The following is a 21,130-nucleotide window of genomic DNA, read 5'->3' on the forward strand; positions in this document are numbered from 1 at the left end:
GATCACCCCCAGACCTTCCGAGGCTCCGCCCTGCCCCCCAAATCGGTGGCCTGACCCGCGGCCTCTCTCGTTTCCATTTTCACCGGTATCTTTTCCAGCACTGACATCACCGCCCCTGCAAAGTGCGGATCCGTCACAGCGACGCACGCTCGAGGAGCCCCCCCGAGAGCGGCCCCCAGCTCCTCTTTACCCAGGGCCTGCATCCATCTGACGTCGACCTGTGCAGCCAAACTCCGCAACTTCGCAACCGAATTCGCTGACGCGTCTGCCGCACTCAGGATCAACCGAGCTGAATGGTGCTTCACGGCTGATTCCACTGCCTCCGTACCTGAGGCGACCTTGCGGGCTCGGCGCGCAAGCCCAAGAAGCGCAGCGACCTTGCGCGAGACACGTTCTCGGATCAGCCCTTCAAGGGCCTCCACTGTTATCGGTGCGAGCGTCACCTTCAGACAGCGCGCGAACTCATCTCTTTTTACCGCCTGATCGAGGCATGCGTGGCGCGGACAGACATACGCCCCGCGCCCGGATCCCCCGCCCAGATCCACATCCAATCTCCCGCCTGGAACAAGATGCACACGAATAAGCTCCCGCTTCGGCCGGCTGGTACGGCAGGCTACACAAGAGCGAAAGGGCGGAGAAACCACCTATCCTGCATCCCTCGAGGCGAGGGCAGCTTTCGCAACCTCGATTAATTTCTGCGCTGTCTTTGGGCCAACCCCTTCTACCTGGACCAAGGCTTCTTCTGATGCGTCGGCCAACTTCTGGTAACTGTCCAGACCAGCCTCGATCAGGCGACCGGCTAACTTTTCCCCTACGCCCGACAACTCCGCTAGCCGCAGGACAGCCGGAGGAGGACTCTCCGACACTGGCGCCGCAGCCTCGACCTCCGGCTTGATCGGCTGTTCCAACTCTTTCTGAGCCTCACCGCGGCCCTTGACATCCACCTTCCATCCTACGAGCTTGGCCGCCAGACGCGCGTTCTGTCCCCGTTTCCCAATGGCCAGAGAGAGCTGGCCATCAGCCACCAGCACATTAAGGGTATGCGTCTCCTGGACAGCTTCGACGCTCTCAATCTCAGCCGGGGCAAGCGCACTCCGAACGAAGGAGGCCGGATCGTCCTTCCAGGCGATCACGTCGATCTTTTCGCCCATCAGCTCTCTGACGATAGCCTGAACCCGACTACCACGATATCCAACGCAAGCCCCCACAGGATCCACATTGCTGTCTCGTGAGGCTACAGCCACCTTGGCGCGTTCACCCGCATCGCGGGCTACCGCCTTAATCTCAACGATCCCCTCGTAGATCTCTGGAACTTCGATCTCGAGCAGCTTAGCCAAGAGACCAGGATGCGTTCGCGAAAGAACAATCTGGGATCCCCGCGGTAATTTCTTTACATCCAGAACATACGCTCGAACCCGATCGCCGATTCTGTAATCCTCACGGGGGAGTTGCTCTCTGGGGGGGAGAATTGCCTCAGCCTTCCCGAGATTGATGATGACGTTGCCCTTCGCAACTCTCTGTACGACACCACCCACCAGTTCACCCACTCTGGCCTTAAAGGCCTGAAACACGCTCTCCCGTTCAGCTTCCTTGACCCGCTGGATGATGACCTGCTTCGCTGTTTGGGCAGCGATCCGTCCGAACTCTTTTGCCTTTACCTCGGATTTGATCTCATCGCCAGGTTGGATCCCGGGGTTCAGTTGCTGGGCCTCATCAATGGAGATCTCGACATGGGGATTAGCAACCTTCTCGACAACCTTTCGCACTGCGTACAACATAAAGGAATGGGACCGTTGGTCAAACTCCACCCGCAGATCAAGGGCGGCTCCAAGGGTCTTACGGGATGCGGAGAGGATCGCCGCGCTGACAGCCTCCATCAGAACTGCCGAGCCGATCTCTTTCTCGCGTCCAACCTGTTCTATAACCTGCAGTAAATCGATGCCCATCAGTCTCACACCGGGGTAGAGAGTTTAGGGTATAGGGAAGCGCTAAATGCCTTCTTATTTTCTGTACCCTGTACCCTGAACCCTATACCCTGCTTTTTACAGGATTGGGTCCAGTCGAGCCTTTGAAATTAGCGCATACGGGATGAGGACAACCGTACCGTCCTCTCGTTCCAGTGACACGTGTCCGTCCTCGTAACCCTTCAGGATGCCAAGAAACCGCCGTTGTCCAGCAATGGCCTGCGAGGTACTGACTCTCGCCCGTTGGCCCACGAAGCGAAGAAAATCCGACTCCAGGCGGAGTGGCCGGTTCAAACCGGGAGAGGAGACTTCAAGTGTGTAAGGATGATCGATAAAATTCTCGACGTCGAGAAGGTCGCTCAGCTCTTCACTCACCTGCTGGCAATCCCCCAAGGTCACCCCCCCAGGCTTATCGAGGTAGAGACGGAGGATCCATCCGCTGGCTTCCCGACGAAACTCAACGTCTACCAGCTCAAGCTCTAACTCCGTGAAGAGCGGAAGGGCGATCGACTTGACCCGCTCTACGATCTCCCCTGTCATATCACACCACCCCTTATAAAACAAAGAGCGGGCATTGTTGGCCCACTCCATTTAAAATAGCACATTTCGCTTAGACCGTACAAGGGAAATCAAGGGGAAGTAAAGGAAAGGCAGCCTACTCTCCTTTCGCCTTTTTCAATTCTGCGATCACTCGCTCCCTCAGATGCTGGGGAACCTCGTCGTAGTGGGAAAACTCCACGGTATAGTCGCCTCGGTCACCGGTAACGGCCTTGAGTTGTGTGGCGTACTCCAATATTTCGGCTAAGGGAACCTGGACCTTGATAGTTTGCGCTTTCCCCTTGGCCTCTACGCCCATTACACGTCCCCGCTTGCTGTTCAGGTCGCCGATCACATCCCCCACACACTCATCGGGGACTATCACCTCAACCGTCATGATCGGCTCCAGAAGAGTTGGGTTCGCTTGCAGGATGCCCTTCTTAAATGCCAATGATCCGGCAATCTTGAACGCCATTTCCGAGGAATCGACAGGATGGTACGAGCCGTCGTAAAGCGTAACCCTCACATCGACGACGGGATACCCGGCCAAGCTTCCTTCTCCCATCGCCTCTACGATCCCCTTCTCGACTGCAGGTACGTACTGCTTGGGAATCACCCCTCCCACGATCTGGTTGACGAATTCGTACCCCCCACCGCGAGGGAGCGGCTCCAGCTTAATCCAGCAATCGCCGTACTGTCCATGACCCCCGGTCTGTTTCTTATGCTTCCCCTGAACCTCAGTTCGCCCGTGAATGGTCTCCTTGTACGGCACGCGGGGCGTCTTCATCTGGACATCAAGTCCGAACTTCCGCTTGAGACGATCGACTGCGAACTCTACGTGGGCCTTGCCCATCCCGGCCAGGATGGTCTCCTTGGTCTGCGGATCGCGTCGTATCTGCAGGGATGGATCCTCCTCTCGAAGCCGATGGAGTCCCACACTCATTTTTTCTTCATCCCCTCTTGTCTTGGGCGCGATGGCATACTCGATAATGGGGTGTGGAATCCCAACCGGTTCCAGGCAGATTGGGCTTCGTTCGTCGCAGAGGGTATCACCTGTGGCTGTCTCCTTCAGTTTTACGACAGCCCCCAGATCTCCCGCCCCGATTACCGGAACCGGAACCTGATTCTTGCCCCGAAGTAACACTACTTGGCCGATCCTTTCTTTACACCCTTTGGTACTATTGTAGACGTTGGAATCTGAAGGGAGCGTGCCGGAGTACACCCGGAAAAGAGTGATCTTGCCAGCGTAGGGATCGACGAGCGTCTTAAACACCAGAGCAGACAATGGAGCGTCCTCTCTGCTCTCTCTCTCAAGCCGCTCCCCGCTCCTTAGATCGATCCCCGTGCGGGCTTCACGATCTATCGGAGATGGAAAGACCTCCGCCAGGACATCAAGTAAGGGATGCACGCCGATATTCTTGAGGGCCGAACCACAAAGGACCGGAACAAGCTTTCCCTCAATAACCGCTCGCCGCAGCCCGACCTTCAATTCCTCATTCGAGAGTATTCCGGTTTCCAGATACTTCTCCAGCAGTCTATCGTCGCTGTCCGCAACCACCTCCATCAGCGCCGCCTGCAACTGCTCTGCCTTCGGCCTCAGGTCCGGTGGAATCTCTCTCTCGGAGAACTTTCCCATCCTCTCGTCCTGATAGATCAGCGCTTTCATCCGCAACAGATCGACTACACCCACAAAGGAAGCTTGTGCTCCTATTGGAAGTTGAACGGGTGTCGCCACCGGGCAGAGGTGCTTGCGAATGTCTTCCAAGGTTCGGAAAAAGTCGGCCTGCTCCTGATCCATCTTGTTGATATAAATCATTCTGGCAAGGCCTTCTGCTTCAGCGTACGTCCACACCTTCTCTGTCTGCACCTTGACGCCAGAGACGGCGCTCACCACCACAACCGCGCCATCAAGGACTCTCATGCAGTTCCGGGTATCAGTCAGGAAGATGGACGCTCCAGGGGTATCAATCAGGTTAAGCTTATACCCTTTCCACTCACAGAAGGCGAAGGCTGAGCTGACGCTCATCTTCCGCTTGACCTCGTCCTCGTCAAAGTCGGTGACGGTCGTCCCATCTTCGACCTTCCCGAGACGAGAAGTGGCACCGGCGTCGAAAAGCATCGCCTCGGTCAGCGTCGTCTTGCCCGCGCCTCCGTGGGCCACAATCGCTATGTTGCGAATCCTGGTAATCTCTACCCCGCTCATCGCCATCACCCCATATATCGCATGGCCTGCTCAACCGCGTCGAGGTTCCTTTTCGTACCACAGCGGCCGTCCCGTTGTAAAGGGGAAACCATTTCTCCGTAAAAGCAACGATGCCCTTCCCGATTCAATCGGGAAGGGCATCTTGTGCTCAAGTTCGCTCATTATTCTCAGGGACTGACCGCCCTTTCGGCACCAGGTGAATGGGCGGGCAAGGATTCGGCCGGCTTCAGTTTCGGTGCTTTCCCCTTCTCCACACGCCTGCTACGACGTTTAGCAGGCGTTGCCGGAGGCTCGGTATCGGCACCGATCTCTACCAACTCCATGGCCGCAAGCGGGGCGCCGTCCCCCATCCTGTACTCCAGCTTTGTCATCCTCGTATAGCCCCCGTTTCGATCCTTAAAGCGGCTACCGATTGAGTCAAACAGCTTTTTTAAGACGTCCTCGTCCAGGACAACCTCGGCTGCCTGTCGGCGCGCATGTAAATCTCCGCGCTTGGCTAGCGTGACCACCTTGTCTGCCAGCTTACGCAGCTCTTTGGCCTTCGCCTCAGTTGTGACGATCTTCTCGTAATGAAAGAGCGATGTCAGCAGATTACGGAGCAGCATCTCTCGATGAGCCGTAGTTCGACCAAGCTTTCTCCCAGCTTTCCTGTGTCGCATTGCAGGCACTCCTGCCTGACCGTACGAAACCCGGCCAGGCTCAGGCCCCTATTCAGGCCTTCGAGGTCTTGTCGCCCCGTTTCCCAACGGACTCACCGACAGGGAGACCTTCCAGTTTCATTCCTAAGGTCAACCCCATGCCGACGAGGATCTCCTTGATCTCATTCAGAGACTTCCGGCCGAAATTCTTTGTCTTCAACATCTCGGCCTCACTCTTGACGACCAACTCATGGATGTATCGAATATCAGAGTGTTTCAAACAATTAGCCGACCGCACCGAAAGCTCCAACTCGTCGACGCTGCGATTCAGATTATCCAATAGCTGCTTCTTCGCCTCATCGATGACAATCCCCTCCCCCTCCGGCTCTTCCTCAAAATTTGTAAATATGCTCAGGTGATCTTTGAGGATCTTTGCAGCATACGCGATGGCATCCCGCGGCAGAACGCTCCCGTCAGTCCAGACCTCCATGGTGAGTTTGTTGTAATCGGTGATCTGGCCGACACGAGTGTCTTCAACCAGGAAGTTCACCTTCCGGATCGGGGAGAAGATAGAGTCTATGGCAATAACATCGACAGGTTGTCCCTCTCGTTTGTTGCGCTCTGCGGGAACATACCCACGCCCATGGCGAACCTCCAACTCCAACTCGAGCTTGCCATCCTGCTCCAGGGTTGCAATGTGCAGATCGGGGTTCAGGATCTCGACATCAGGATCCGAAGTGATATGCGCGGCTCGAACCTCCCCCTCCGATAACGCCTTGAGGTACAGGGTCTTGGGGTGGTCAACGTGCAGTCTGAGCCGCAGCCCCTTCAGGTTGAGGATGATATCGGTGACATCTTCTTTGACTCCAGGGATACTTGAGAATTCATGCAGAGCCCCGGTGATTCGAATTGTGGTCACCGCAGCCCCCTCAATCGCGGAGAGGAGGATGCGTCGAAGCGCATTGCCGATGGTCAAGCCAAACCCACGTTCAAAGGGCTCCGTAAAGAACTTGCCGTATGTGCTGGTCAGAGATTCCAGCTCGCACTCCAGTCGCTTTGGCTTCTGGAGGCCCTTAAACTTCTGAATCATCAAAACCTCCCACGCCCACCATTATTTGGAGTACAACGCAACAATCAGCTGTTCCTCCACGGGGATAGCGATCTCCTCCCGGGATGGGATCGATCGGACAATCCCTTTCATGTTGGTCGCATCAAGCTCTAGCCAGCTCGGCAGCGTTCGCCGCTTTGCCCCTTCAAGAGCCGCCTTAATTGCCGTCAGTTCACGGCTCTTGGGCCGTACTTCGATGGTCTCACCTGGACGAACCCGATAGGACGCAATATCTGTCTTTCGCCCATTCACGAGGATATGACCGTGGGTAATCAAGATCCTCGCCTGTGCGCGGGATGCGGCAAATCCGAGGCGATGGACAATGCTGTCCAGCCGTTGCTCCAAAATCTTGACAAGATTCTCGCCTGTGACTCCCTGCTGTCGCTCGGCCAGATGAAAGTATTTCCGAAACTGAGTTTCCAGCACCCCATAGATTCGGCGCATCTTCTGCTTTTCACGAAGCTGCTTACAGTAGTCGGAAACCTTCGTCCGTCGCTGGCCATGTACGCCGGGAACGTAGTTGCGCTTCTCAATCGCACACTTGACAGAAAAGCATCGATCCCCTTTCAGAAACAGCTTCAGCCCCTCTCGTCTGCAAAGCTTGCACACGGAATCCCGATACCTAGCCACGAACCCCTCCTCCCCAGAGGGTAGTGTCACCCCTCGTCCCGTTAATACCGGCGCGAATAACGCTTCTGGCACTCCTTTCAGGGGTGACTGGGCAATACATCGGCCAGAACGACTGTGTCATACGCGTCTCCGCTTGGACGGTCGACAGCCGTTATGGGGAATCGGCGTCACGTCCTTAATCGCCACGATCTCCATGCCTGCCGCCTGTAAGGCCCGAATGGCAGCTTCTCGACCGGCACCCGGCCCTTTAACAAGCACCTTCACTTCTTTCATGCCATGGCTCATCGCCTTCTGGGCGGCACTATCCGCCGCCCTCTGGGCAGCGAATGGGGTGCTCTTCCGCGAACCTTTGAACCCTACAGAACCGGCGCTAGCCCATGATACGACGTTGCCTGCGAGATCTGTGATGGTCACAATGGTGTTGTTGAACGTCGCCTGGACGCAGGCGATCCCGTGAGCAATATTCTTGGTCTCTTTCCTGCCCCCTGCACGCCCCACCGGACGCTTCGGTTTTACTTCTTCCGCCATTCTTCCTCCAACAAGTGAGTGGTCATGGTTCATAGCTGATAGTTCATAGTTTTCAGTTTATCGCTTAGAGTCCAAATCGTGGCCTGTACTTGAGAACTCTCTATGAACTCTGAACCCTGAACTATGAACCGGTCCGGCTACACTTTCTTACCCTTCGCGCCGACCGTCCGTCGAGGCCCCTTGCGCGTCCTGGCATTGGTACTGGTTCGCTGACCACGAACGGGAAGACCCCTGCGATGCCTTAGGCCTCGATAGGCGCCTATGTCCATGAGCCGCTTGATGTTCATGGAGATCTCACGCCTCAGATCGCCTTCAACCTTGTAGTTGCCTTCAAGGGTTCGCCGCAGCTTCGTGATCTCCTCTTCAGTGAGGTCCTTGACACGGACATCCGGGGATACTCCGGAGCCCTGCAAGATTTTCTGCGAAGCCGGACGGCCGATGCCGTAGATATACGTCAGCGCAACCTCAACACGTTTTTCCCTCGGAAGATCCACACCGGCGATACGTGCCATACAACTCCCTTTCTTAGTTCAGAGTGCATAGTTCATTGTTCATAGAACGGTGCTCAAACCCATGAATGACACCATCCCCAGCTTAAACTCTGAACTATGAACCGTAAACCATCTACCCCTGGCGCTGTTTGTGCCGAGGATTTTCGCACACAACCCGCAGCACCCTTTTTCGTCGAACGACCTTACACTTCTCGCACATCGGCTTGACTGACGCCCGAACCTTCATGGCAGCCCTCGCGTCTCGAAATCGCTAATCGCCCTTAACCCCCTACCCGTTACCTATTTATATCGATAAATGATGCGACCTCGCGTGAGGTCGTATGGAGACAGCTCCACAATCACCTTATCTCCGGGAAGAATCCGAATGAAATGCATCCGCATCTTTCCTGAGATGTGCGCCAATACCTTATGTCCCGTTTCCAGTTCTACGCGAAACATGGCATTGGGCAAAGGCTCAATCACAGTCCCCTCGACCTCAACCGCTTCTTCCTTCGGCATCAGCGGCCCGCGTTCTCAGGCGACTCGTCCGCGGTCAAGCTGGTCAGGACATCTACCCCATCCTCGGTGAGCGCGACTGTGTGCTCAAAATGTGCGGAAAGAGAACTGTCGCACGTCACCGCTGTCCAGCGATCATCAAGGATCATCACGTCTGGACCGCCGGCATTGGCCATCGGCTCAATGGCCAGAACTAACCCGGGTTTGAGCATAGGACCTTGGGCTGGTGGGCCGAAGTTCGGGATCTGAGGTTCCTCATGAAGGGATCGACCGATCCCGTGGCCGACAAACAGGCGCACCACCGAGAACCCTCCCGCCTCGACAGAAGACTGTACAGCATGAGAGATATCAGAGAGATGATTCCCAGGCCGCGCAGCTATCGTAGCCCGCGTCAGAGCCTCTCGAGTCGCGGCAATCAAACGCCTGGCCTCCTCCGACACCTTTCCCACTGGAACCGTAATCGCTGCATCACCGTAATAACCATCGACAATAACCCCAAGATCCAGACTCACGATGTCACCCTCCTCAAGGCGCCTTGCCGACGGAAACGCGTGAACCACCTGCTCGTTCACAGAGGCGCAGAGCGTATACGGGTAACCACGGTAGCCCTTGAACGCCGATTTTCCCCCTCGCCTCAGTATATAGCTCTCTGCGAGGCGGTCCAGCTCTAGGGTGGTCAGTCCAGGTTCTATCAATCTTGCCAGCCTATCGAGGGTTTCCGCCACGATCCGACTGCTCTTTCGCATCAGATCAATTTCCCATGGGGACTTCAAGATCATCATGATTGAACTAATCCATCCCCCAAGGCTTGACGAATGCGTTGAGCAATCTCCTCAATCGTCCCCCGACCGTCGACCCGCCTCAGCAGCCCTATCTTTTCGTAATATGCAATCAGAGGCTCTGTTTGCTCTCGGTAGACCCGAAGGCGATGGCGAATCGTATCCTCCTTATCGTCGTCCCTCTGGTAGAGGGCCCCCCCGCAGGTGTCACAGGCCCCAATCCTCATCGGCGGCTTCGTCTCAACGTGAAACATCGATCCACAGGCCCGACAAATCCGTCGACCGGCAAGCCTCCTCACCAGATCGTCCTCAGACACCTCTACACTGATGACCCGATCTAATGGGGCCTGTAAAAGATTGAGAACTTCTGAGAGCGCCTCGGCCTGGCGGAGCGTCCTCGGAAACCCATCAAGGATGTACCCGCCGGCGCAATCTGGTCTGCGCAATCGCTCTTCCATGATCCCAATGACCACTTCATCGGGAACAAGAGCCCCTCGCGCCATGATCGACTTGGCTGTCTGTCCCAGCTCCGAACCATCGGCCACAGCTTGCCGAAGCAGGTCTCCGGCAGAGACATGGGCGACATCGAACGTGGCCGTCAGTAGCCTGGCCTGTGTCCCCTTGCCAGCGCCCGGCGGTCCCAGCAGGACAAGCCGCATCGCCCACTACCCCAGCCTGCCTTTAATTCGACTCTTCTTTAAGAATCCCTCATAGTGACGCATGAGCAAGTGAGACTCCACTTGCTGTACGGTATCCAGGGCCACACCAACCACAATCAGGAGGGAGGTCCCTCCAAAGAAGAATGGGACGTTCATCGTCGTGATCAACAATTCCGGAAGAATTGAGATAAGCGTCAGGTAGATTGCTCCGACAAGCGTAATCCGATCCAATACCTTTTCGATAAATTCCGCCGTCCTCGCTCCCGGTCGAATGCCCGGGATAAAGCCCCCGTACTTTCTCATATTATCAGCAACGTCAGTCGGGTTAAAGACGATGGCCGTGTAAAAATACGTGAAGAAAATAATAGCGACTGCATACAGCACCGTATAGGTCACCGTTGCCGGAGAAAGCGCCCTGGCCAAAGCCTGCATCCAGGGATGATTAAAAAATTGCGCGATCGTAGCGGGAAAAACGATGATAGAGGCGGCAAAGATCACCGGAATGACTCCGGCCGTGTTGATCCGCAACGGGATATGCGTGCTCTGGCCTCCATAGATCCGACGTCCAACGACCCTTTTCGCATACTGCACCGCTATCGGTCTTTGGCCGAGCGTCATGACAATGACTCCGGCCACGACCAACACCATGAGAACCAGGACAAGCAACAACGCCAGCACCTTCAATTCGCCTGTGGTCAGAAGCCGCCACGTATTCACAATCGCCTCAGGCATTCGGACAATAATGCCGGCAAAGATCAGGAGAGAGATCCCGTTTCCGATCCCCCGCTCAGTAATCTGCTCGCCAAGCCACATGAGAAAGATCGCCCCCGTCGTCAGCGTAATCGCGGTCATCAGACGAAAGCCCACTCCCGGATTTATCACGATCTGCTCGCCAATGGGGCTGCGCATGTTCTCAAGGCCGATGGCAATTCCCATGGCCTGAATGGCCGCGAGCAGGACAGTGCCGTACCGGGTGTATTGAGAGATCTTCTTACGCCCCGCCTCACCCTCTTTGCTCAACTTCTCTAATGGGGGAAAGACCACGGCGAGGAGTTGAAGGATAATCGACGCGCTGATATATGGCATGATACCGAGCGCGAGGATACTGAGGCGACGCAGCGCGCCACCTGAGAAGAGATCAAAGAAACCAAGAAGTGTCCCGCCTGCCTGCTGAAAAAACGATGAGAGCGCGTGAGCATCAATGCCGGGTGTCGGGATATGGGACCCTAGTCGGTAGGCAATCAGCGCAAGAGCGGTGAAGATGATTCGCTTCTTGAGCTCAGGGACTCTGAAGATATTTTCAACCCCCTCCATCATGTGCTGATAACCTCGACCTTCCCGCCAGAGGCAAGGATCTTCTCAATCGATCGCTTGGAGAACTTATGGGCTGCGACACTCAGAGGCTTACTGAGTGCCCCCTCGGCAAGAACCTTCAGCCCCGCCTTCAGGTCCTTGACAAGCCGCCTCTCCTGCAGCAACCCCGGGGTCACTTTGGTTCCTGCTTCGAATCGCTCCAGATCTTTCAGATTCACGGTGGCGTAGACCTTCCTGAACCTGTTGGTAAAGCCTCGCTTTGGCACGCGGCGATGCAGCGGAAGCTGGCCACCCTCAAACCAGGGATGGATATGGGCGCCAGAGCGAGCCTTCTGGCCTTTTTCTCCGCGGCCGGATGTCTTTCCGTGCCCAGAGCCGGTACCCCGACCGACACGTTTCCTGCGCCGATTCGCGCCCGCTGGCGGCTTCAACTCGTGCAGCTTCATCCCCTCTCCCTCTGCTCACTATCAACCTGCTCGACATCGACCAGGTGGACCACCTTCCTGATCATCCCTCGAATAGTCGGGGTGTCTGCGCGAATCACAAATCCATTGATCCTGCGCAGCCCAAGCCCGGCGAGGACCCTGGCCTGACGCTCCGGATGGCCGATCTTACTTTTTCGGAGAATGATACGAAGGCCTTTATCCATAGTTATGCCCCTTGCGCGATCAGCCCTTCCTGACGTACCCCTCTGGCGCGCGCGACTTCCTCAGGTGTCCGAAGCAACTGTAAGCCCTTTAATGTTGCCTTCACAACATTGTGGGGATTATCAGAACCCAGCGATTTAGACAGCACATCCCGCACGCCTGCCGCCTCCAAGACCGCACGGGCCGCCCTTCCCGCCACGACCCCAGTTCCTTGTGATGCCGGCTTCAGGATCACCCTACTTGAGCCGAACCTTCCGACAACCTCGTGAGGAATGCTCGTTCGCACCAAGGGTATGCCAATCAAGTCCTTTTTGGCTGCTTCTATTCCTTTGCGAATCGCCTCCGGTACCTCGTGCGCTTTTCCTAATCCAATGCCGACGTGTCCGTTTTGATCGCCCACCACAACAAGGGCACTGAAATGAAATCTCCGCCCTCCCTTCACCACCTTGGCGACCCGGTTAATATGGACGATGCGCTCGGCAAGATTCAACGCGTCAGCTTTGATCTGCTTCAAATCTTCTCCCTCTCTTCTATACCGGCAACTCTTCGAGCGGAATAGCTGAAGTCATCACCGCGATGTCTGATGAGCCTCGAGAGGGCTAAAAGGTCAGGCGTGTGCTTCGACCCCACTAGAGCTTCACCCCTTTCTCTCCAAGCCCAGCGGCCAGCGCCTTAACGCGGCCATGGAACTTGAACCCACCACGGTCAAAAACCACTCGAGAAATCTGAGCTGCTAAGGCCTTACTCGCCAATAGTTCACCGACTAATCGAGCAGCAGCCGTCTTATCCCCCACCTTCCCTTTTTCTCTGATCTCCCTCGAAAGGGTGGACGCGGCAGCGAGCGTCTTTCCCTGCTCGTCGTCAACGATCTGGGCGTAAATATGACGTGTGCTCCTAAAGACACAGAGCCGCGGGCAGATTGCGCTTCCGGCAACACGCTTTCTAATTCGGCGATGACGTCGAAGCCGACGTTCTTGTTTTCCTTCGTGGCCCACCAACTCAACTCCTCCTCGAGATGTGCGACACGACCTACGCCCCAGCCTTCCCGGCTTTTCGGCGAATGCGCTCACCCGCGTACTTAACCCCCTTGCCTTTATACGGCTCAGGCGGTCTGAGACTTCGAATCTTGGCGGCGACCTCTCCGACCTGCTGTTTATCCGCGCCGGAGACCGTCAGCAGATTCTGGCTTTCTACTGAAACATGAATTCCGTCAGGCAATGGAAAAATAAGAGGATGCGAATATCCCAGCATCAGTGAGAGATTCCTCCCCTGCACCGACGCACGATAGCCCACCCCGATCATCTCCATCTTCTTTTCGAATCCCTTGGTGACTCCCTCGATCATATTAGCGATCAGAGTGCGAGTCAGCCCATGAAGTGAACGATGGAGCTTATTGTCTGAGGGCCGTATACAATGAAGCTGGCTGTCTTCCATCTTCACCGCCATCGAAGGATGGAGGCGAAGTGAAAGCTTGCCCTTAGGCCCCTCGACGGAGATACTACCTCCTGCAATCTCGACTTTGACCCGATCTGAGAACGGGATTGGCTTCTTTCCGATTCGCGACATACCTACCTGTTTCCTCTGCGGTGTAGCGCTTCAGTGACTCTCACGAACTCATCTCCACCATTGGGAACGCCGCTCACGAGTCTCGCATGGCCTTTACCAGGCGTAGCACAGTACCTCGCCACCTACCCCGCGGTCCCTGGCCGCACGTGCTGTTATGATCCCCTGTGAAGTCGAAAGGATCGCGACGCCCAGACCATTCATGACCCGAGGTAGTCGCCGAGACGTCGCATACACCCGGAGCCCTGGTCGGCTGACACGGCGGAGGCCGCTCAGGATCCGCTGATCCCCCGCACCGTACTTCAAGTAGATCCGAAGCACTCGACGGTTGTCGACTTCAAGAACCTTGAAGTTTTTGATGTACCCCTCTTCCCGTAAGATCTTTGCAATCTCCACTTTCGTCCTAGAGGCCGGGATGTGAACCGTGTCATGAGAGGCCAAGTTGGCGTTCCTGACCCTGGTCAGCATGTCAGCGATGGGATCGGTCATCATGGTCAACTTACTCCACGTTCTACGTTTCGCGTTCGATGTTCCGTATCCAGAGAGCTTGATCCTTCACTCTCCTGGTGCGCAGCATTCCTACCAACTTGCTTTAATGACGCCTGGGATTTCACCTCGAAGGGCCAGATCTCGAAAGCAGATCCGGCACATTTCGAACTTCCTGAGGTAGCCACGCGGTCTTCCACAGATGCGGCAGCGATGATAGCCGCGCACCTTAAATTTCGGCTCACGCTGGCTTTTAACAATTAGCGAAAGCTTTGCCATGTGTTGCTCCCAAGCTTTCAGCGATCAGCGATCGGCTTTCAGCAAAACACATACGCGACGTGTCTTCGCTGGTAGCTGACGACTATTCGCTGTACTAGCTCTTCTGAAAGGGGAAACCGAGATGCTCTAAGAGCGCGCGCGCCTGCTCATCCGTTCTCGCTGAAGTCTCGATGGCGATATCCATTCCCCGGACGGCATCCACCTTATCGTATTTGATCTCCGGAAAGATGAGTTGTTCTCTTACTCCAAGATTATAATTACCACGGCCATCGAACGACTTAGCCGGTATGCCCCTGAAGTCCCGGATTCGCGGTAGCGCAACATTCACGAACCGATCAAGAAACTCATACATCCGATCTCCGCGCAGGGTGACCTTGCACCCGATCGGAACCCCAGTTCTCAGCTTGAACCCGGCTTCGGATTTCCTGGCACGCGTGACAACCGGTTTCTGTCCGGTCACGGCTGAGAGCTCCTCGACTGCGGAGTCGATCACCTTCACATTCGCCACAGCCTCCCCAAGTCCCATATTGATGACGACCTTCGATGGGCGTGGCACCTGCCAGATATTTTTATACTTGAACTGTCTCATGAGGGCAGGAGCAATCACATCGCGAAAGCGTTCGCGGAGTCGTGGCAGGGCGCGACGCTCGATTTTTGACTCGCTCACATCTGCCTTCACTTTCTTTTTAGTTTTGGTCACTTCCGCCATTGACCTTCCTCTAACTCACTACTTCGCCACACTTTTTACACACCCGCACCTTTTTGCCATCGGCGAGGCGACTCACGCCGACACGCACAGGGCGGTCACACTTCTTGCACACCAGCATCAGGTTGGACGCATGAATGGGGTTCTCCCGTTCAAGGATTCCTCCCTGCTTTGAGGTCCGCCCAGGCTTGGTGTGGCGCTTCACGAAGTTCACCTTTTCCACCAGGGCCCGAAGGGTCTTCGGGATCACCTTCAGCACCTTGCCCCGTTTTCCCTTATCTTTCCCAGCCACCACGGCGACCAGATCGTTCTTTTTGATCTGAAGCCCCTGTCCTACCGCCATTACACCCTCACAGACTCAGCCCTCGCCATTTTAGACCACCTCTGGCGCCAGGGAGATAATCTTCATGAACCGCGCCTCGCGTAGCTCCCGCGCCACCGGACCAAAAATCCTAGTGCCGACCGGGTTATTCTGCTCGTTCAGGAGCACCGCAGCGTTTCGATCGAATTTAATGTACGAGCCATCCGAGCGGCGTAGCTCTTTCGTCGTCCTGACCACTACCGCCTTCACCACGGCGCCCTTCTTCACCGAACCCTCCGGAATCGCCTCTTTGACGTTCGCGACAATGATATCGCCCAGGCGAGCGTATCGCTTCCCGGATCCTCCCAATACCTTAATCAAAGAGATCCGCTTGGCGCCGGAATTGTCGGCCACCTCCATGATTGTCCGCAAGCCGATCATGATCGTCTACCTTCCTCGCGCCTATCCACTACACGACCGCCTTCCCCAGGATTTCTGTGACCCGCCAATGCTTCTCTTTACTCAAAGGCCGAGCCTCTTCAATGGCAACCCTGTCACCCATGCTGCAGCGATTGTCTTCGTCGTGGGCTTTGACCTTAGTTCGGCGGCGAATCATTTTGCCATACGCCTCATGACGAACGAGGCGCTCAACCATCACCACAACGGTCTTTTGCATCTTGTCGCTCACCACGACCCCCACTAAGGCTTTTCGACGACCCCTCTTCTTCTGCTCGGTCATGGTGTCCGCTCCACCCCGGGTGATACGTGTTTACGCACGGACTCTCTCCGCACCGTCTCTCCGGCGGCGATTTCCCGACGAAGTCGGCGGATACGGGCTGGGTTCTCAAGCTGTGCCACCGACGCCCTCAACCTCAGCTTTAAGAGTTCATCTCTCATATCGCGGAGCTTTTGCTCCAACTCCGCCGCACTCAATTCACGAAACTCCTTGGCATCCATCGTCGCCCTCAGCTCGCCACCATCGTACGAGACACAAATCGTGTGGCAATGGGCAACTTATGCGCAGCAAGACGCATTGCCTCCTTGGCCGTTGCCTCTGTAACCCCTTCCATCTCGCAAAGTACACGCCCGGGTTTCACGACCGCCACCCATCCTTCCGGCGCACCCTTCCCCTTACCCATCCGAGTCTCCGCAGGCTTTTTCGTGATCGGTTTATCCGGGAAGATGCGGATCCATACCTTGCCCCCGCGCTTGACGTGATGCGTAATCGCTCGACGGGCTGCCTCGATCTGGCGATTGGTAATCCAGGCGGCCTCCAGGGCTTTTAGACCATATTCTCCAAAAGCCAATGACGACCCCCTGACGGCGATTCCGGATCGACGCCCCCGATGTTGCTTTCTGAACTTGACTCGTTTTGGTGCCAGCATCGCGTTCTAGCTCGCCACCGGGGCAAGCCCCTTGGGCCGCCGTTGACGGTCTTGAGGTATCTCCCGTTCCGGTTTGGCCGCCGCGGTCTCAGGAGTTGCCTCCCCATGGTAGACCCAGCATTTGACCCCAATCAGCCCGTACGTGGTCTTGGCCTGAGTAAACCCATAGTCGATGTCGGCTCGCATGGTACTCAATGGCATCTGACCCTCGCGATATCGCTCTGTGCGGGCAATCTCTGCTCCAGCCAGCCGACCGGAGCATACAATCTGAACTCCCTGAGCCCCAAGCCGCATCGAGGACTGCACGGTTTTTTTCATCGCCCGCCTGAACGCTACCCGTCGCATCAATTGGGAAGCAATCTGCTCAGCGATCAATTGGGCGTCCAACTCCGCCCGTCGCACTTCGACGATGTCAAGCTGAATCGGCTTTTTGGTCATACCGGAAAGAGCAACTTTCAACTTGTCGACCTCGGAACCTTTCTTCCCGATGATAATACCTGGCCTCGCGGTATGGATCACGATACGTACCTGATCGGCCTTCCGCTCGACATCGATCCCGGACACCCCAGCGTGATAGACTCGCTCTTTGATGAAGCGCCGGAATTTCAGGTCTTCATGTAGGGCGTCTGCATACCCCTTCACGGCAAACCACCTGGACCTCCATGGTTTGATGAGGCCCAGCCGAAATCCTATCGGGTGTACCTTCTGTCCCATCACACCTCCACCTTCTCGTTTCAACCAGAACTTACAGGAGCGGGCTCATCCCGCCCTTCCGCAAGGTACGCGTCAAAGGGCAGCTTCCTTCTCTGTGAGGACAATAGTGATGTGGCTGCTCCGTTTCCTTATCGGGTTCGACCGTCCCATAGCACGAGGACGGAATCGCTTCATGGTCGGGCCCTGATCCACAAAGGCCTCCTTGACGAACAGACGATCGATATTCTTTGCGCCGTGATTATGTTGGGCATTGGCAAGCGCCGACTTCAGAATCTTCTCGACAGCCCTGGCGGCATACTTTTTCGTATACTTCATGGTATCGAGAGCCTGGTTAATGCCGCGACCACGAATAAGATCAACGACAAGTCTCACCTTACGTGCCGGAATTCCAATATAGCGACCGACTGCGCGACATTCCATGATCGATTCGACTCTCTTTATTTGAGTGCAGTGGAACGAGCGGTATGCGCTCCGTGCCCACGGAAGGTCCTGGTTGGAGAGAACTCCCCTAGCTTGTGCCCGACCATATTCTCGGAAATGTAGATCGGGATAAACTTCTTGCCGTTATGGATTGCCAGCGTATGCCCGACGAACTCAGGAAGAATAACGGATCGTCTCGACCATGACTTGATGATCTTCTTCTCTCTTCCTTCGTTCATCGCCTCAATCTTCTTGAGAAGCTTCGGTTCAACGAACGCACCCTTTTTCAGTGACCTCGGCACGCTAACCTCCACACAAGGTTTCGGGTTCTAGATTCCGCGTGTACTCACCCCGAAACGCGAAACTTATTTTCTTCGCTTTACAATGAAGCGATCTGACGGCTTTCCCTTCTTCCTGGTTTTCCGCTCGAGCTTGCCCCAGGGACTGCAGGGATGGCGGCCACCGGAAGTTTTCCCCTCGCCACCACCCAACGGGTGATCATGAGGGTTCATGGCCACACCTCGAACTGCTGGCCTGATCCCAAGCCATCGTGACCGACCGGCCTTTCCCAGCGACACGTTCTCATAATCCAGGTTTCCCACCTGACCAATGACCGCCATACAATCAAGGCTGATCCGACGTAACTCACCCGAGGGAAGCTTCACCAAGCCGAGGCCGCCCTCTTTGGCCAAAAATTGTACACCGGAGCCGGCGCTTCTGGCCAGTTGCGCTCCCTTGCCGGGCTTCAACTCAAGATTATGAAGCGTCATACCGACTGGAATAGCGCGTAATGGGAGAGCGTTTCCGACCTTGACTTCCGCATTCGGGCCTGACATCAGCCCCTCCCCGACCTGAAGGCCCAATGGCCCAACGATGTATCGCTTTTCCCCGTCCGCGTAGTGGAGGAGAGCAATCCGCGCGGACCGGTTCGGATCGTACTCAATCGATGCCACCTTGGCAGGGATTCCGGACTTGTCTCGCTTAAAATCAACAAGGCGATACTGCCGCTTGTGACCACCCCCACGGTGACGGACGGTAAGTCTGCCGACCTTGTTCCGACCCCCACTCTTCCGAAGCGGACGGAGGAGTGTCCCCTCCGGGGTGGACCTAGTCACATCAGCGTATTCCAGAACCGTCTGGAAACGCCTGCCAGAAGATGTCGGTTTGTATGCTCGGATAGGCATCTACGCTCCCTCGAAGAATTCGATAGCTTCCCCTTCTTTCAGAGTGGCTATCGCCTTCTTCCAACCGGGTGTGCAACCGACAAAGCGGCCCACTCGCTTGAGTTTACTCTTGACGGAGAGAGTCCGCACCTGAAGTACCTTTACTCGAAACAGCGATTCGACCGCACGCTTGATCTCGATCTTATTAGCATCGCGAGCCACTTCAAAAAGGTACTGGTTGGTGTGTTCCTTCAAATCCGTGCCCTTCTCGGTAAGAAGAGGGCGACGAATAATCTGATATGCCTCTCTCATGGCCTCCACGCCTCTTCTACCACACTGACCGCATCCTTGGTCATGATAAGGGTATCGTGCCTCAGGATATCGTACACGTTTAACCCCTGCGTCGGTACCAGCGTGCATTGGGGTAAATTGCGGCAGGACTTGACGGTCGCATCACCGTGCTGAGCCTGGCCTGTCACGATTAAGGCCCGCCCGGCAATCCCCAATCGATCGAGCAGCATCTTGAATGCCTTTGTGCTCGGCTCCTCCAGCGAGAGGCTATCCAACACCATAAACTGACCGGATCGAACCTTCCCGGAGAGGGCAGCCCGAAGCGCTGCCGCCCGTACCTGCCGTGGGACCACGTAGCCGTAGCTCCGAGGCTTGGGTCCGAAAACCGTCCCCCCACCACGCCACAGGGGTGAGCGTCTCGTTCCAGCACGAGCTCGACCAGTCCCCTTTTGCTTCCAAGGTTTTTTCCCGCCCCCGCGAACCTCAGACCGTGTGCGAGTTGAAGCGGTCCCCTGACGACGATTGGCAAGTTGCATTTTGACAACGTCATGCAACAGCTGCGGAACGGCAGCAGCATCAAAAACCGCCTCATCGAGGGCGACATCGACTGTTTTCACGCCGTTCGCATCCAACGCCTGGACCATAACTGACATCGTCTTAGCCTCGCTTGCAGATCGTGACCAGGCCCCCTGCCGGGCCAGGCACAGCGCCCTTCACCAGTACCAGGTTCTGCTCCTGGATGACCTTCACTACCTTCAGCCCCTTGACACTTGCGGTATCTGTACCCATCCGTCCCGGCATATGGTGTCCCTTGAAGACCCTGGACGGAAAGGACGATGCGCCGATCGAGCCTGGGGCCCGGTGAAACATGGAACCATGCGTCTCGGGACCGCCCAAGTACCCCCACCGTTTGACCCCGCCCTGAAACCCTTTCCCCTTCGTGATACCAGTCACCTGAACTTTCTCTCCCGGCTCAAAGAGACCAACGGTAAGAATCTGGCCCACAGCGTACTTCGAGCCCTCCGGAAGCTCCACGCGGAACTCCTTGAGATGCTTCTGCGGGGTCACCTTGGCTCTGTCGAAGTGGCCCTTGAGCGCCTTGGTCACCTTCTTGGCCTTACGTTCCGCCTGATAGCCGATCTGAATCGCCTCGTAGCCGTCAGTGCCGGTGGTCCTCAGCTGTGTCACCGGACACGGTCCCGCCTCGATGATGGTCACCGGGATGGCGGCCCCGCTATCGTCAAATAATTGCGTCATCCCAATCTTTTTACCAAGCAATCCGATACTCATGTCACAGAACCTTTGGCTTGCAGCAAGCAGCTTTTCGCGAGGAGCCGGAAACTGACTGCTGTTAGCGGCTAGAGCTTGATCTCGACATCGACACCGGCCGGCAGGTCAAGTCGCATCAGGGCGTCTACCGTCTGAGGTTGCGCCTCCAGGATGTCCATCAGGCGAATATGAGTCCGAATCTCGAACTGTTCGCGCGATTTCTTATCGATATGCGGTGAGCGCAGAACCGTAAATCGGCTGATCTTAGTCGGCAGCGGGATGGGCCCGGACACCCGTGCGCCCGTTCGCTGGGCCGTGTTGACGATTTCCCTGGCCGACTGATCAAGGATTCGGTGATCATACGCCTTCAGTCTAATTCGGATACGTTGATTTTCCATAGGTCCCTGATCTGCCCCCTACTCCATCACCTCGCTCACCACGCCGGCCCCCACGGTGCGGCCCCCCTCGCGGATCGCGAAACGCAGTTCCTTCTCCATGGCGATCGGCTGAATCAGTTCGACCGCGAGACTCACGTTGTC

The 21,130-nt window shown here is 56.2% G+C and carries 35 protein-coding genes and 1 pseudogene; all 36 read right to left on the minus strand.

Features of this window, described 5'->3' with window-relative positions; translation table 11 throughout:
- Positions 1-2 precede the first annotated feature (2 nt).
- Complete coding sequence (locus tag PHV01_RS09540) at positions 3-644, minus strand: DUF448 domain-containing protein (RefSeq protein WP_337290926.1); 642 nt, start codon at positions 642-644, stop codon at positions 3-5.
- Positions 645-1,946, minus strand: coding sequence for a transcription termination factor NusA (nusA, locus tag PHV01_RS09545; protein WP_337290927.1), 1,302 nt, complete (start codon positions 1,944-1,946; stop codon positions 645-647).
- Positions 1,947-2,042: 96 nt separating this feature from the next.
- Entirely contained in the window at positions 2,043-2,504 is a 462-nt protein-coding gene (rimP, locus tag PHV01_RS09550; protein WP_337290928.1) for a ribosome maturation factor RimP, read from the minus strand.
- Between the two features lie 115 nt (positions 2,505-2,619).
- A complete protein-coding gene (gene fusA, locus PHV01_RS09555; protein WP_337290929.1) occupies positions 2,620-4,704 on the minus strand; it encodes an elongation factor G in 2,085 nt (694 codons plus the stop codon).
- A 167-nt stretch (positions 4,705-4,871) separates the two neighbouring features.
- Positions 4,872-5,363, minus strand: a complete 492-nt coding sequence (gene rplQ, locus PHV01_RS09560) for a 50S ribosomal protein L17 (protein WP_337290930.1) — start codon at positions 5,361-5,363, stop codon at positions 4,872-4,874.
- A 52-nt stretch (positions 5,364-5,415) separates the two neighbouring features.
- Positions 5,416-6,432, minus strand: coding sequence for a DNA-directed RNA polymerase subunit alpha (locus PHV01_RS09565; protein WP_337290931.1), 1,017 nt, complete (start codon positions 6,430-6,432; stop codon positions 5,416-5,418).
- Positions 6,433-6,453: 21 nt separating this feature from the next.
- Entirely contained in the window at positions 6,454-7,080 is a 627-nt protein-coding gene (rpsD, locus tag PHV01_RS09570) for a 30S ribosomal protein S4 (RefSeq protein WP_337290932.1), read from the minus strand.
- 117 nt (positions 7,081-7,197) lie between these two features.
- Positions 7,198-7,608 carry a 30S ribosomal protein S11 gene (gene rpsK, locus PHV01_RS09575; RefSeq protein WP_337290933.1) on the minus strand — a complete coding sequence of 137 codons (411 nt, stop codon included), beginning with the start codon at positions 7,606-7,608 and terminating at the stop codon, positions 7,198-7,200.
- Between the two features lie 137 nt (positions 7,609-7,745).
- On the minus strand, positions 7,746-8,120 hold the full coding sequence (gene rpsM / locus PHV01_RS09580) for a 30S ribosomal protein S13 (RefSeq protein ID WP_337290934.1): 375 nt from the start codon (positions 8,118-8,120) through the stop codon (positions 7,746-7,748).
- 112 nt (positions 8,121-8,232) lie between these two features.
- Positions 8,233-8,346, minus strand: coding sequence for a 50S ribosomal protein L36 (gene rpmJ / locus PHV01_RS09585; protein WP_107562425.1), 114 nt, complete (start codon positions 8,344-8,346; stop codon positions 8,233-8,235).
- A gap of 53 nt (positions 8,347-8,399) precedes the next feature.
- Complete coding sequence (infA, locus tag PHV01_RS09590; RefSeq protein WP_337290935.1) at positions 8,400-8,618, minus strand: translation initiation factor IF-1; 219 nt, start codon at positions 8,616-8,618, stop codon at positions 8,400-8,402.
- Positions 8,618-9,397, minus strand: coding sequence for a type I methionyl aminopeptidase (map, locus tag PHV01_RS09595; protein WP_337290936.1), 780 nt, complete (start codon positions 9,395-9,397; stop codon positions 8,618-8,620). The genes infA and map overlap by 1 nt, the downstream gene beginning before the upstream one ends.
- Entirely contained in the window at positions 9,394-10,053 is a 660-nt protein-coding gene (locus PHV01_RS09600; protein ID WP_337290937.1) for an adenylate kinase, read from the minus strand. The genes map and PHV01_RS09600 overlap by 4 nt, the downstream gene beginning before the upstream one ends.
- Positions 10,054-10,059: 6 nt before the next feature.
- Positions 10,060-11,370 (minus strand): preprotein translocase subunit SecY, encoded by a 1,311-nt coding sequence (gene secY, locus PHV01_RS09605; protein WP_337290938.1) that lies wholly within the window; start codon positions 11,368-11,370, stop codon positions 10,060-10,062.
- Positions 11,367-11,813, minus strand: a complete 447-nt coding sequence (rplO, locus tag PHV01_RS09610; RefSeq protein ID WP_337290939.1) for a 50S ribosomal protein L15 — start codon at positions 11,811-11,813, stop codon at positions 11,367-11,369. Before rplO ends, secY begins: the two co-directional genes overlap by 4 nt.
- Positions 11,810-12,016, minus strand: coding sequence for a 50S ribosomal protein L30 (gene rpmD, locus PHV01_RS09615; RefSeq protein WP_337290940.1), 207 nt, complete (start codon positions 12,014-12,016; stop codon positions 11,810-11,812). Before rpmD ends, rplO begins: the two co-directional genes overlap by 4 nt.
- Before the next feature lie 2 nt (positions 12,017-12,018).
- Positions 12,019-12,528 carry a 30S ribosomal protein S5 gene (gene rpsE, locus PHV01_RS09620; protein WP_337290941.1) on the minus strand — a complete coding sequence of 170 codons (510 nt, stop codon included), beginning with the start codon at positions 12,526-12,528 and terminating at the stop codon, positions 12,019-12,021.
- 115 nt (positions 12,529-12,643) lie between these two features.
- On the minus strand, positions 12,644-13,012 hold the full coding sequence (gene rplR / locus PHV01_RS09625) for a 50S ribosomal protein L18 (RefSeq protein WP_337290942.1): 369 nt from the start codon (positions 13,010-13,012) through the stop codon (positions 12,644-12,646).
- A gap of 31 nt (positions 13,013-13,043) precedes the next feature.
- Complete coding sequence (gene rplF, locus PHV01_RS09630; protein WP_337290943.1) at positions 13,044-13,580, minus strand: 50S ribosomal protein L6; 537 nt, start codon at positions 13,578-13,580, stop codon at positions 13,044-13,046.
- Between the two features lie 93 nt (positions 13,581-13,673).
- On the minus strand, positions 13,674-14,069 hold the full coding sequence (rpsH, locus tag PHV01_RS09635; protein WP_337290944.1) for a 30S ribosomal protein S8: 396 nt from the start codon (positions 14,067-14,069) through the stop codon (positions 13,674-13,676).
- A gap of 87 nt (positions 14,070-14,156) precedes the next feature.
- Positions 14,157-14,342: a type Z 30S ribosomal protein S14 gene (locus PHV01_RS09640; protein ID WP_337290945.1), complete on the minus strand. Its 186-nt coding sequence runs from the start codon at positions 14,340-14,342 to the stop codon at positions 14,157-14,159.
- 94 nt (positions 14,343-14,436) lie between these two features.
- Entirely contained in the window at positions 14,437-14,979 is a 543-nt protein-coding gene (rplE, locus tag PHV01_RS09645; RefSeq protein WP_337290959.1) for a 50S ribosomal protein L5, read from the minus strand.
- 82 nt (positions 14,980-15,061) lie between these two features.
- Positions 15,062-15,391 carry a 50S ribosomal protein L24 gene (gene rplX / locus PHV01_RS09650; protein WP_337290946.1) on the minus strand — a complete coding sequence of 110 codons (330 nt, stop codon included), beginning with the start codon at positions 15,389-15,391 and terminating at the stop codon, positions 15,062-15,064.
- Between the two features lie 30 nt (positions 15,392-15,421).
- Positions 15,422-15,790, minus strand: a complete 369-nt coding sequence (gene rplN / locus PHV01_RS09655; RefSeq protein ID WP_337290947.1) for a 50S ribosomal protein L14 — start codon at positions 15,788-15,790, stop codon at positions 15,422-15,424.
- 28 nt (positions 15,791-15,818) lie between these two features.
- Complete coding sequence (gene rpsQ, locus PHV01_RS09660; RefSeq protein ID WP_337290948.1) at positions 15,819-16,088, minus strand: 30S ribosomal protein S17; 270 nt, start codon at positions 16,086-16,088, stop codon at positions 15,819-15,821.
- The gene (gene rpmC / locus PHV01_RS09665; RefSeq protein WP_337290949.1) at positions 16,085-16,306 is read right to left on the minus strand and encodes a 50S ribosomal protein L29; all 222 of its coding nucleotides are present in this window, start codon (positions 16,304-16,306) and stop codon (positions 16,085-16,087) included. The genes rpsQ and rpmC overlap by 4 nt, the downstream gene beginning before the upstream one ends.
- A gap of 8 nt (positions 16,307-16,314) precedes the next feature.
- Complete coding sequence (gene rplP, locus PHV01_RS09670) at positions 16,315-16,734, minus strand: 50S ribosomal protein L16 (protein WP_337290950.1); 420 nt, start codon at positions 16,732-16,734, stop codon at positions 16,315-16,317.
- 6 nt (positions 16,735-16,740) lie between these two features.
- A complete protein-coding gene (rpsC, locus tag PHV01_RS09675) occupies positions 16,741-17,448 on the minus strand; it encodes a 30S ribosomal protein S3 (protein WP_337290951.1) in 708 nt (235 codons plus the stop codon).
- 72 nt (positions 17,449-17,520) lie between these two features.
- Positions 17,521-17,868: a 50S ribosomal protein L22 gene (gene rplV, locus PHV01_RS09680; RefSeq protein ID WP_337290952.1), complete on the minus strand. Its 348-nt coding sequence runs from the start codon at positions 17,866-17,868 to the stop codon at positions 17,521-17,523.
- Positions 17,869-17,885: 17 nt separating this feature from the next.
- Complete coding sequence (gene rpsS, locus PHV01_RS09685; protein ID WP_337290953.1) at positions 17,886-18,170, minus strand: 30S ribosomal protein S19; 285 nt, start codon at positions 18,168-18,170, stop codon at positions 17,886-17,888.
- Between the two features lie 63 nt (positions 18,171-18,233).
- Positions 18,234-19,052, minus strand: a complete 819-nt coding sequence (rplB, locus tag PHV01_RS09690) for a 50S ribosomal protein L2 (RefSeq protein ID WP_337290954.1) — start codon at positions 19,050-19,052, stop codon at positions 18,234-18,236.
- Positions 19,053-19,343, minus strand: coding sequence for a 50S ribosomal protein L23 (locus PHV01_RS09695; RefSeq protein WP_337290955.1), 291 nt, complete (start codon positions 19,341-19,343; stop codon positions 19,053-19,055).
- Entirely contained in the window at positions 19,340-19,975 is a 636-nt protein-coding gene (gene rplD, locus PHV01_RS09700) for a 50S ribosomal protein L4 (protein ID WP_337290956.1), read from the minus strand. Before rplD ends, PHV01_RS09695 begins: the two co-directional genes overlap by 4 nt.
- Before the next feature lie 4 nt (positions 19,976-19,979).
- Positions 19,980-20,612, minus strand: coding sequence for a 50S ribosomal protein L3 (gene rplC, locus PHV01_RS09705; protein WP_337290957.1), 633 nt, complete (start codon positions 20,610-20,612; stop codon positions 19,980-19,982).
- 68 nt (positions 20,613-20,680) lie between these two features.
- Positions 20,681-20,989 (minus strand): 30S ribosomal protein S10, encoded by a 309-nt coding sequence (rpsJ, locus tag PHV01_RS09710; protein WP_337290958.1) that lies wholly within the window; start codon positions 20,987-20,989, stop codon positions 20,681-20,683.
- An 18-nt stretch (positions 20,990-21,007) separates the two neighbouring features.
- Positions 21,008-21,130: pseudogene (gene tuf, locus PHV01_RS09715) on the minus strand (elongation factor Tu); the annotation flags it as partial.

Source organism: Candidatus Methylomirabilis sp. (genome assembly GCF_028716865.1).
GTDB lineage: Bacteria > Methylomirabilota > Methylomirabilia > Methylomirabilales > Methylomirabilaceae > Methylomirabilis.

What these genes read in the sequence shown, in the direction of transcription:
- rpmC (WP_337290949.1), bottom strand. Translation starts at nt 16,306, where the DNA reads ATGGATGCCAAGGAGTTTCGTGAATTGAGTGCGGCGGAGTTGGAGCAA.
- infA (WP_337290935.1), bottom strand. Translation starts at nt 8,618, where the DNA reads ATGCCGAAGGAAGAAGCGGTTGAGGTCGAGGGGACTGTGATTGAGCCT.
- rpsQ (WP_337290948.1), bottom strand. Translation starts at nt 16,088, where the DNA reads ATGACCGAGCAGAAGAAGAGGGGTCGTCGAAAAGCCTTAGTGGGGGTC.
- rpmD (WP_337290940.1), bottom strand. Translation starts at nt 12,016, where the DNA reads ATGGATAAAGGCCTTCGTATCATTCTCCGAAAAAGTAAGATCGGCCAT.
- PHV01_RS09565 (WP_337290931.1), bottom strand. Translation starts at nt 6,432, where the DNA reads ATGATTCAGAAGTTTAAGGGCCTCCAGAAGCCAAAGCGACTGGAGTGC.
- rplV (WP_337290952.1), bottom strand. Translation starts at nt 17,868, where the DNA reads ATGGAATGTCGCGCAGTCGGTCGCTATATTGGAATTCCGGCACGTAAG.
- rplP (WP_337290950.1), bottom strand. Translation starts at nt 16,734, where the DNA reads ATGCTGGCACCAAAACGAGTCAAGTTCAGAAAGCAACATCGGGGGCGT.
- rpsJ (WP_337290958.1), bottom strand. Translation starts at nt 20,989, where the DNA reads ATGGAAAATCAACGTATCCGAATTAGACTGAAGGCGTATGATCACCGA.
- map (WP_337290936.1), bottom strand. Translation starts at nt 9,397, where the DNA reads ATGATGATCTTGAAGTCCCCATGGGAAATTGATCTGATGCGAAAGAGC.
- rpsM (WP_337290934.1), bottom strand. Translation starts at nt 8,120, where the DNA reads ATGGCACGTATCGCCGGTGTGGATCTTCCGAGGGAAAAACGTGTTGAG.
- PHV01_RS09600 (WP_337290937.1), bottom strand. Translation starts at nt 10,053, where the DNA reads ATGCGGCTTGTCCTGCTGGGACCGCCGGGCGCTGGCAAGGGGACACAG.
- rplX (WP_337290946.1), bottom strand. Translation starts at nt 15,391, where the DNA reads ATGGCGGTAGGACAGGGGCTTCAGATCAAAAAGAACGATCTGGTCGCC.
- PHV01_RS09695 (WP_337290955.1), bottom strand. Translation starts at nt 19,343, where the DNA reads ATGAGAGAGGCATATCAGATTATTCGTCGCCCTCTTCTTACCGAGAAG.
- nusA (WP_337290927.1), bottom strand. Translation starts at nt 1,946, where the DNA reads ATGGGCATCGATTTACTGCAGGTTATAGAACAGGTTGGACGCGAGAAA.
- secY (WP_337290938.1), bottom strand. Translation starts at nt 11,370, where the DNA reads ATGATGGAGGGGGTTGAAAATATCTTCAGAGTCCCTGAGCTCAAGAAG.
- rplD (WP_337290956.1), bottom strand. Translation starts at nt 19,975, where the DNA reads ATGTCAGTTATGGTCCAGGCGTTGGATGCGAACGGCGTGAAAACAGTC.
- rplB (WP_337290954.1), bottom strand. Translation starts at nt 19,052, where the DNA reads ATGCCTATCCGAGCATACAAACCGACATCTTCTGGCAGGCGTTTCCAG.
- fusA (WP_337290929.1), bottom strand. Translation starts at nt 4,704, where the DNA reads ATGAGCGGGGTAGAGATTACCAGGATTCGCAACATAGCGATTGTGGCC.
- rpsK (WP_337290933.1), bottom strand. Translation starts at nt 7,608, where the DNA reads ATGGCGGAAGAAGTAAAACCGAAGCGTCCGGTGGGGCGTGCAGGGGGC.
- rplF (WP_337290943.1), bottom strand. Translation starts at nt 13,580, where the DNA reads ATGTCGCGAATCGGAAAGAAGCCAATCCCGTTCTCAGATCGGGTCAAA.
- rpmJ (WP_107562425.1), bottom strand. Translation starts at nt 8,346, where the DNA reads ATGAAGGTTCGGGCGTCAGTCAAGCCGATGTGCGAGAAGTGTAAGGTC.
- rimP (WP_337290928.1), bottom strand. Translation starts at nt 2,504, where the DNA reads ATGACAGGGGAGATCGTAGAGCGGGTCAAGTCGATCGCCCTTCCGCTC.
- PHV01_RS09640 (WP_337290945.1), bottom strand. Translation starts at nt 14,342, where the DNA reads ATGGCAAAGCTTTCGCTAATTGTTAAAAGCCAGCGTGAGCCGAAATTT.
- rpsC (WP_337290951.1), bottom strand. Translation starts at nt 17,448, where the DNA reads ATGGGACAGAAGGTACACCCGATAGGATTTCGGCTGGGCCTCATCAAA.
- rplO (WP_337290939.1), bottom strand. Translation starts at nt 11,813, where the DNA reads ATGAAGCTGCACGAGTTGAAGCCGCCAGCGGGCGCGAATCGGCGCAGG.
- rplN (WP_337290947.1), bottom strand. Translation starts at nt 15,790, where the DNA reads ATGATCGGCTTGCGGACAATCATGGAGGTGGCCGACAATTCCGGCGCC.
- rplC (WP_337290957.1), bottom strand. Translation starts at nt 20,612, where the DNA reads ATGAGTATCGGATTGCTTGGTAAAAAGATTGGGATGACGCAATTATTT.
- rplQ (WP_337290930.1), bottom strand. Translation starts at nt 5,363, where the DNA reads ATGCGACACAGGAAAGCTGGGAGAAAGCTTGGTCGAACTACGGCTCAT.
- rpsH (WP_337290944.1), bottom strand. Translation starts at nt 14,069, where the DNA reads ATGATGACCGATCCCATCGCTGACATGCTGACCAGGGTCAGGAACGCC.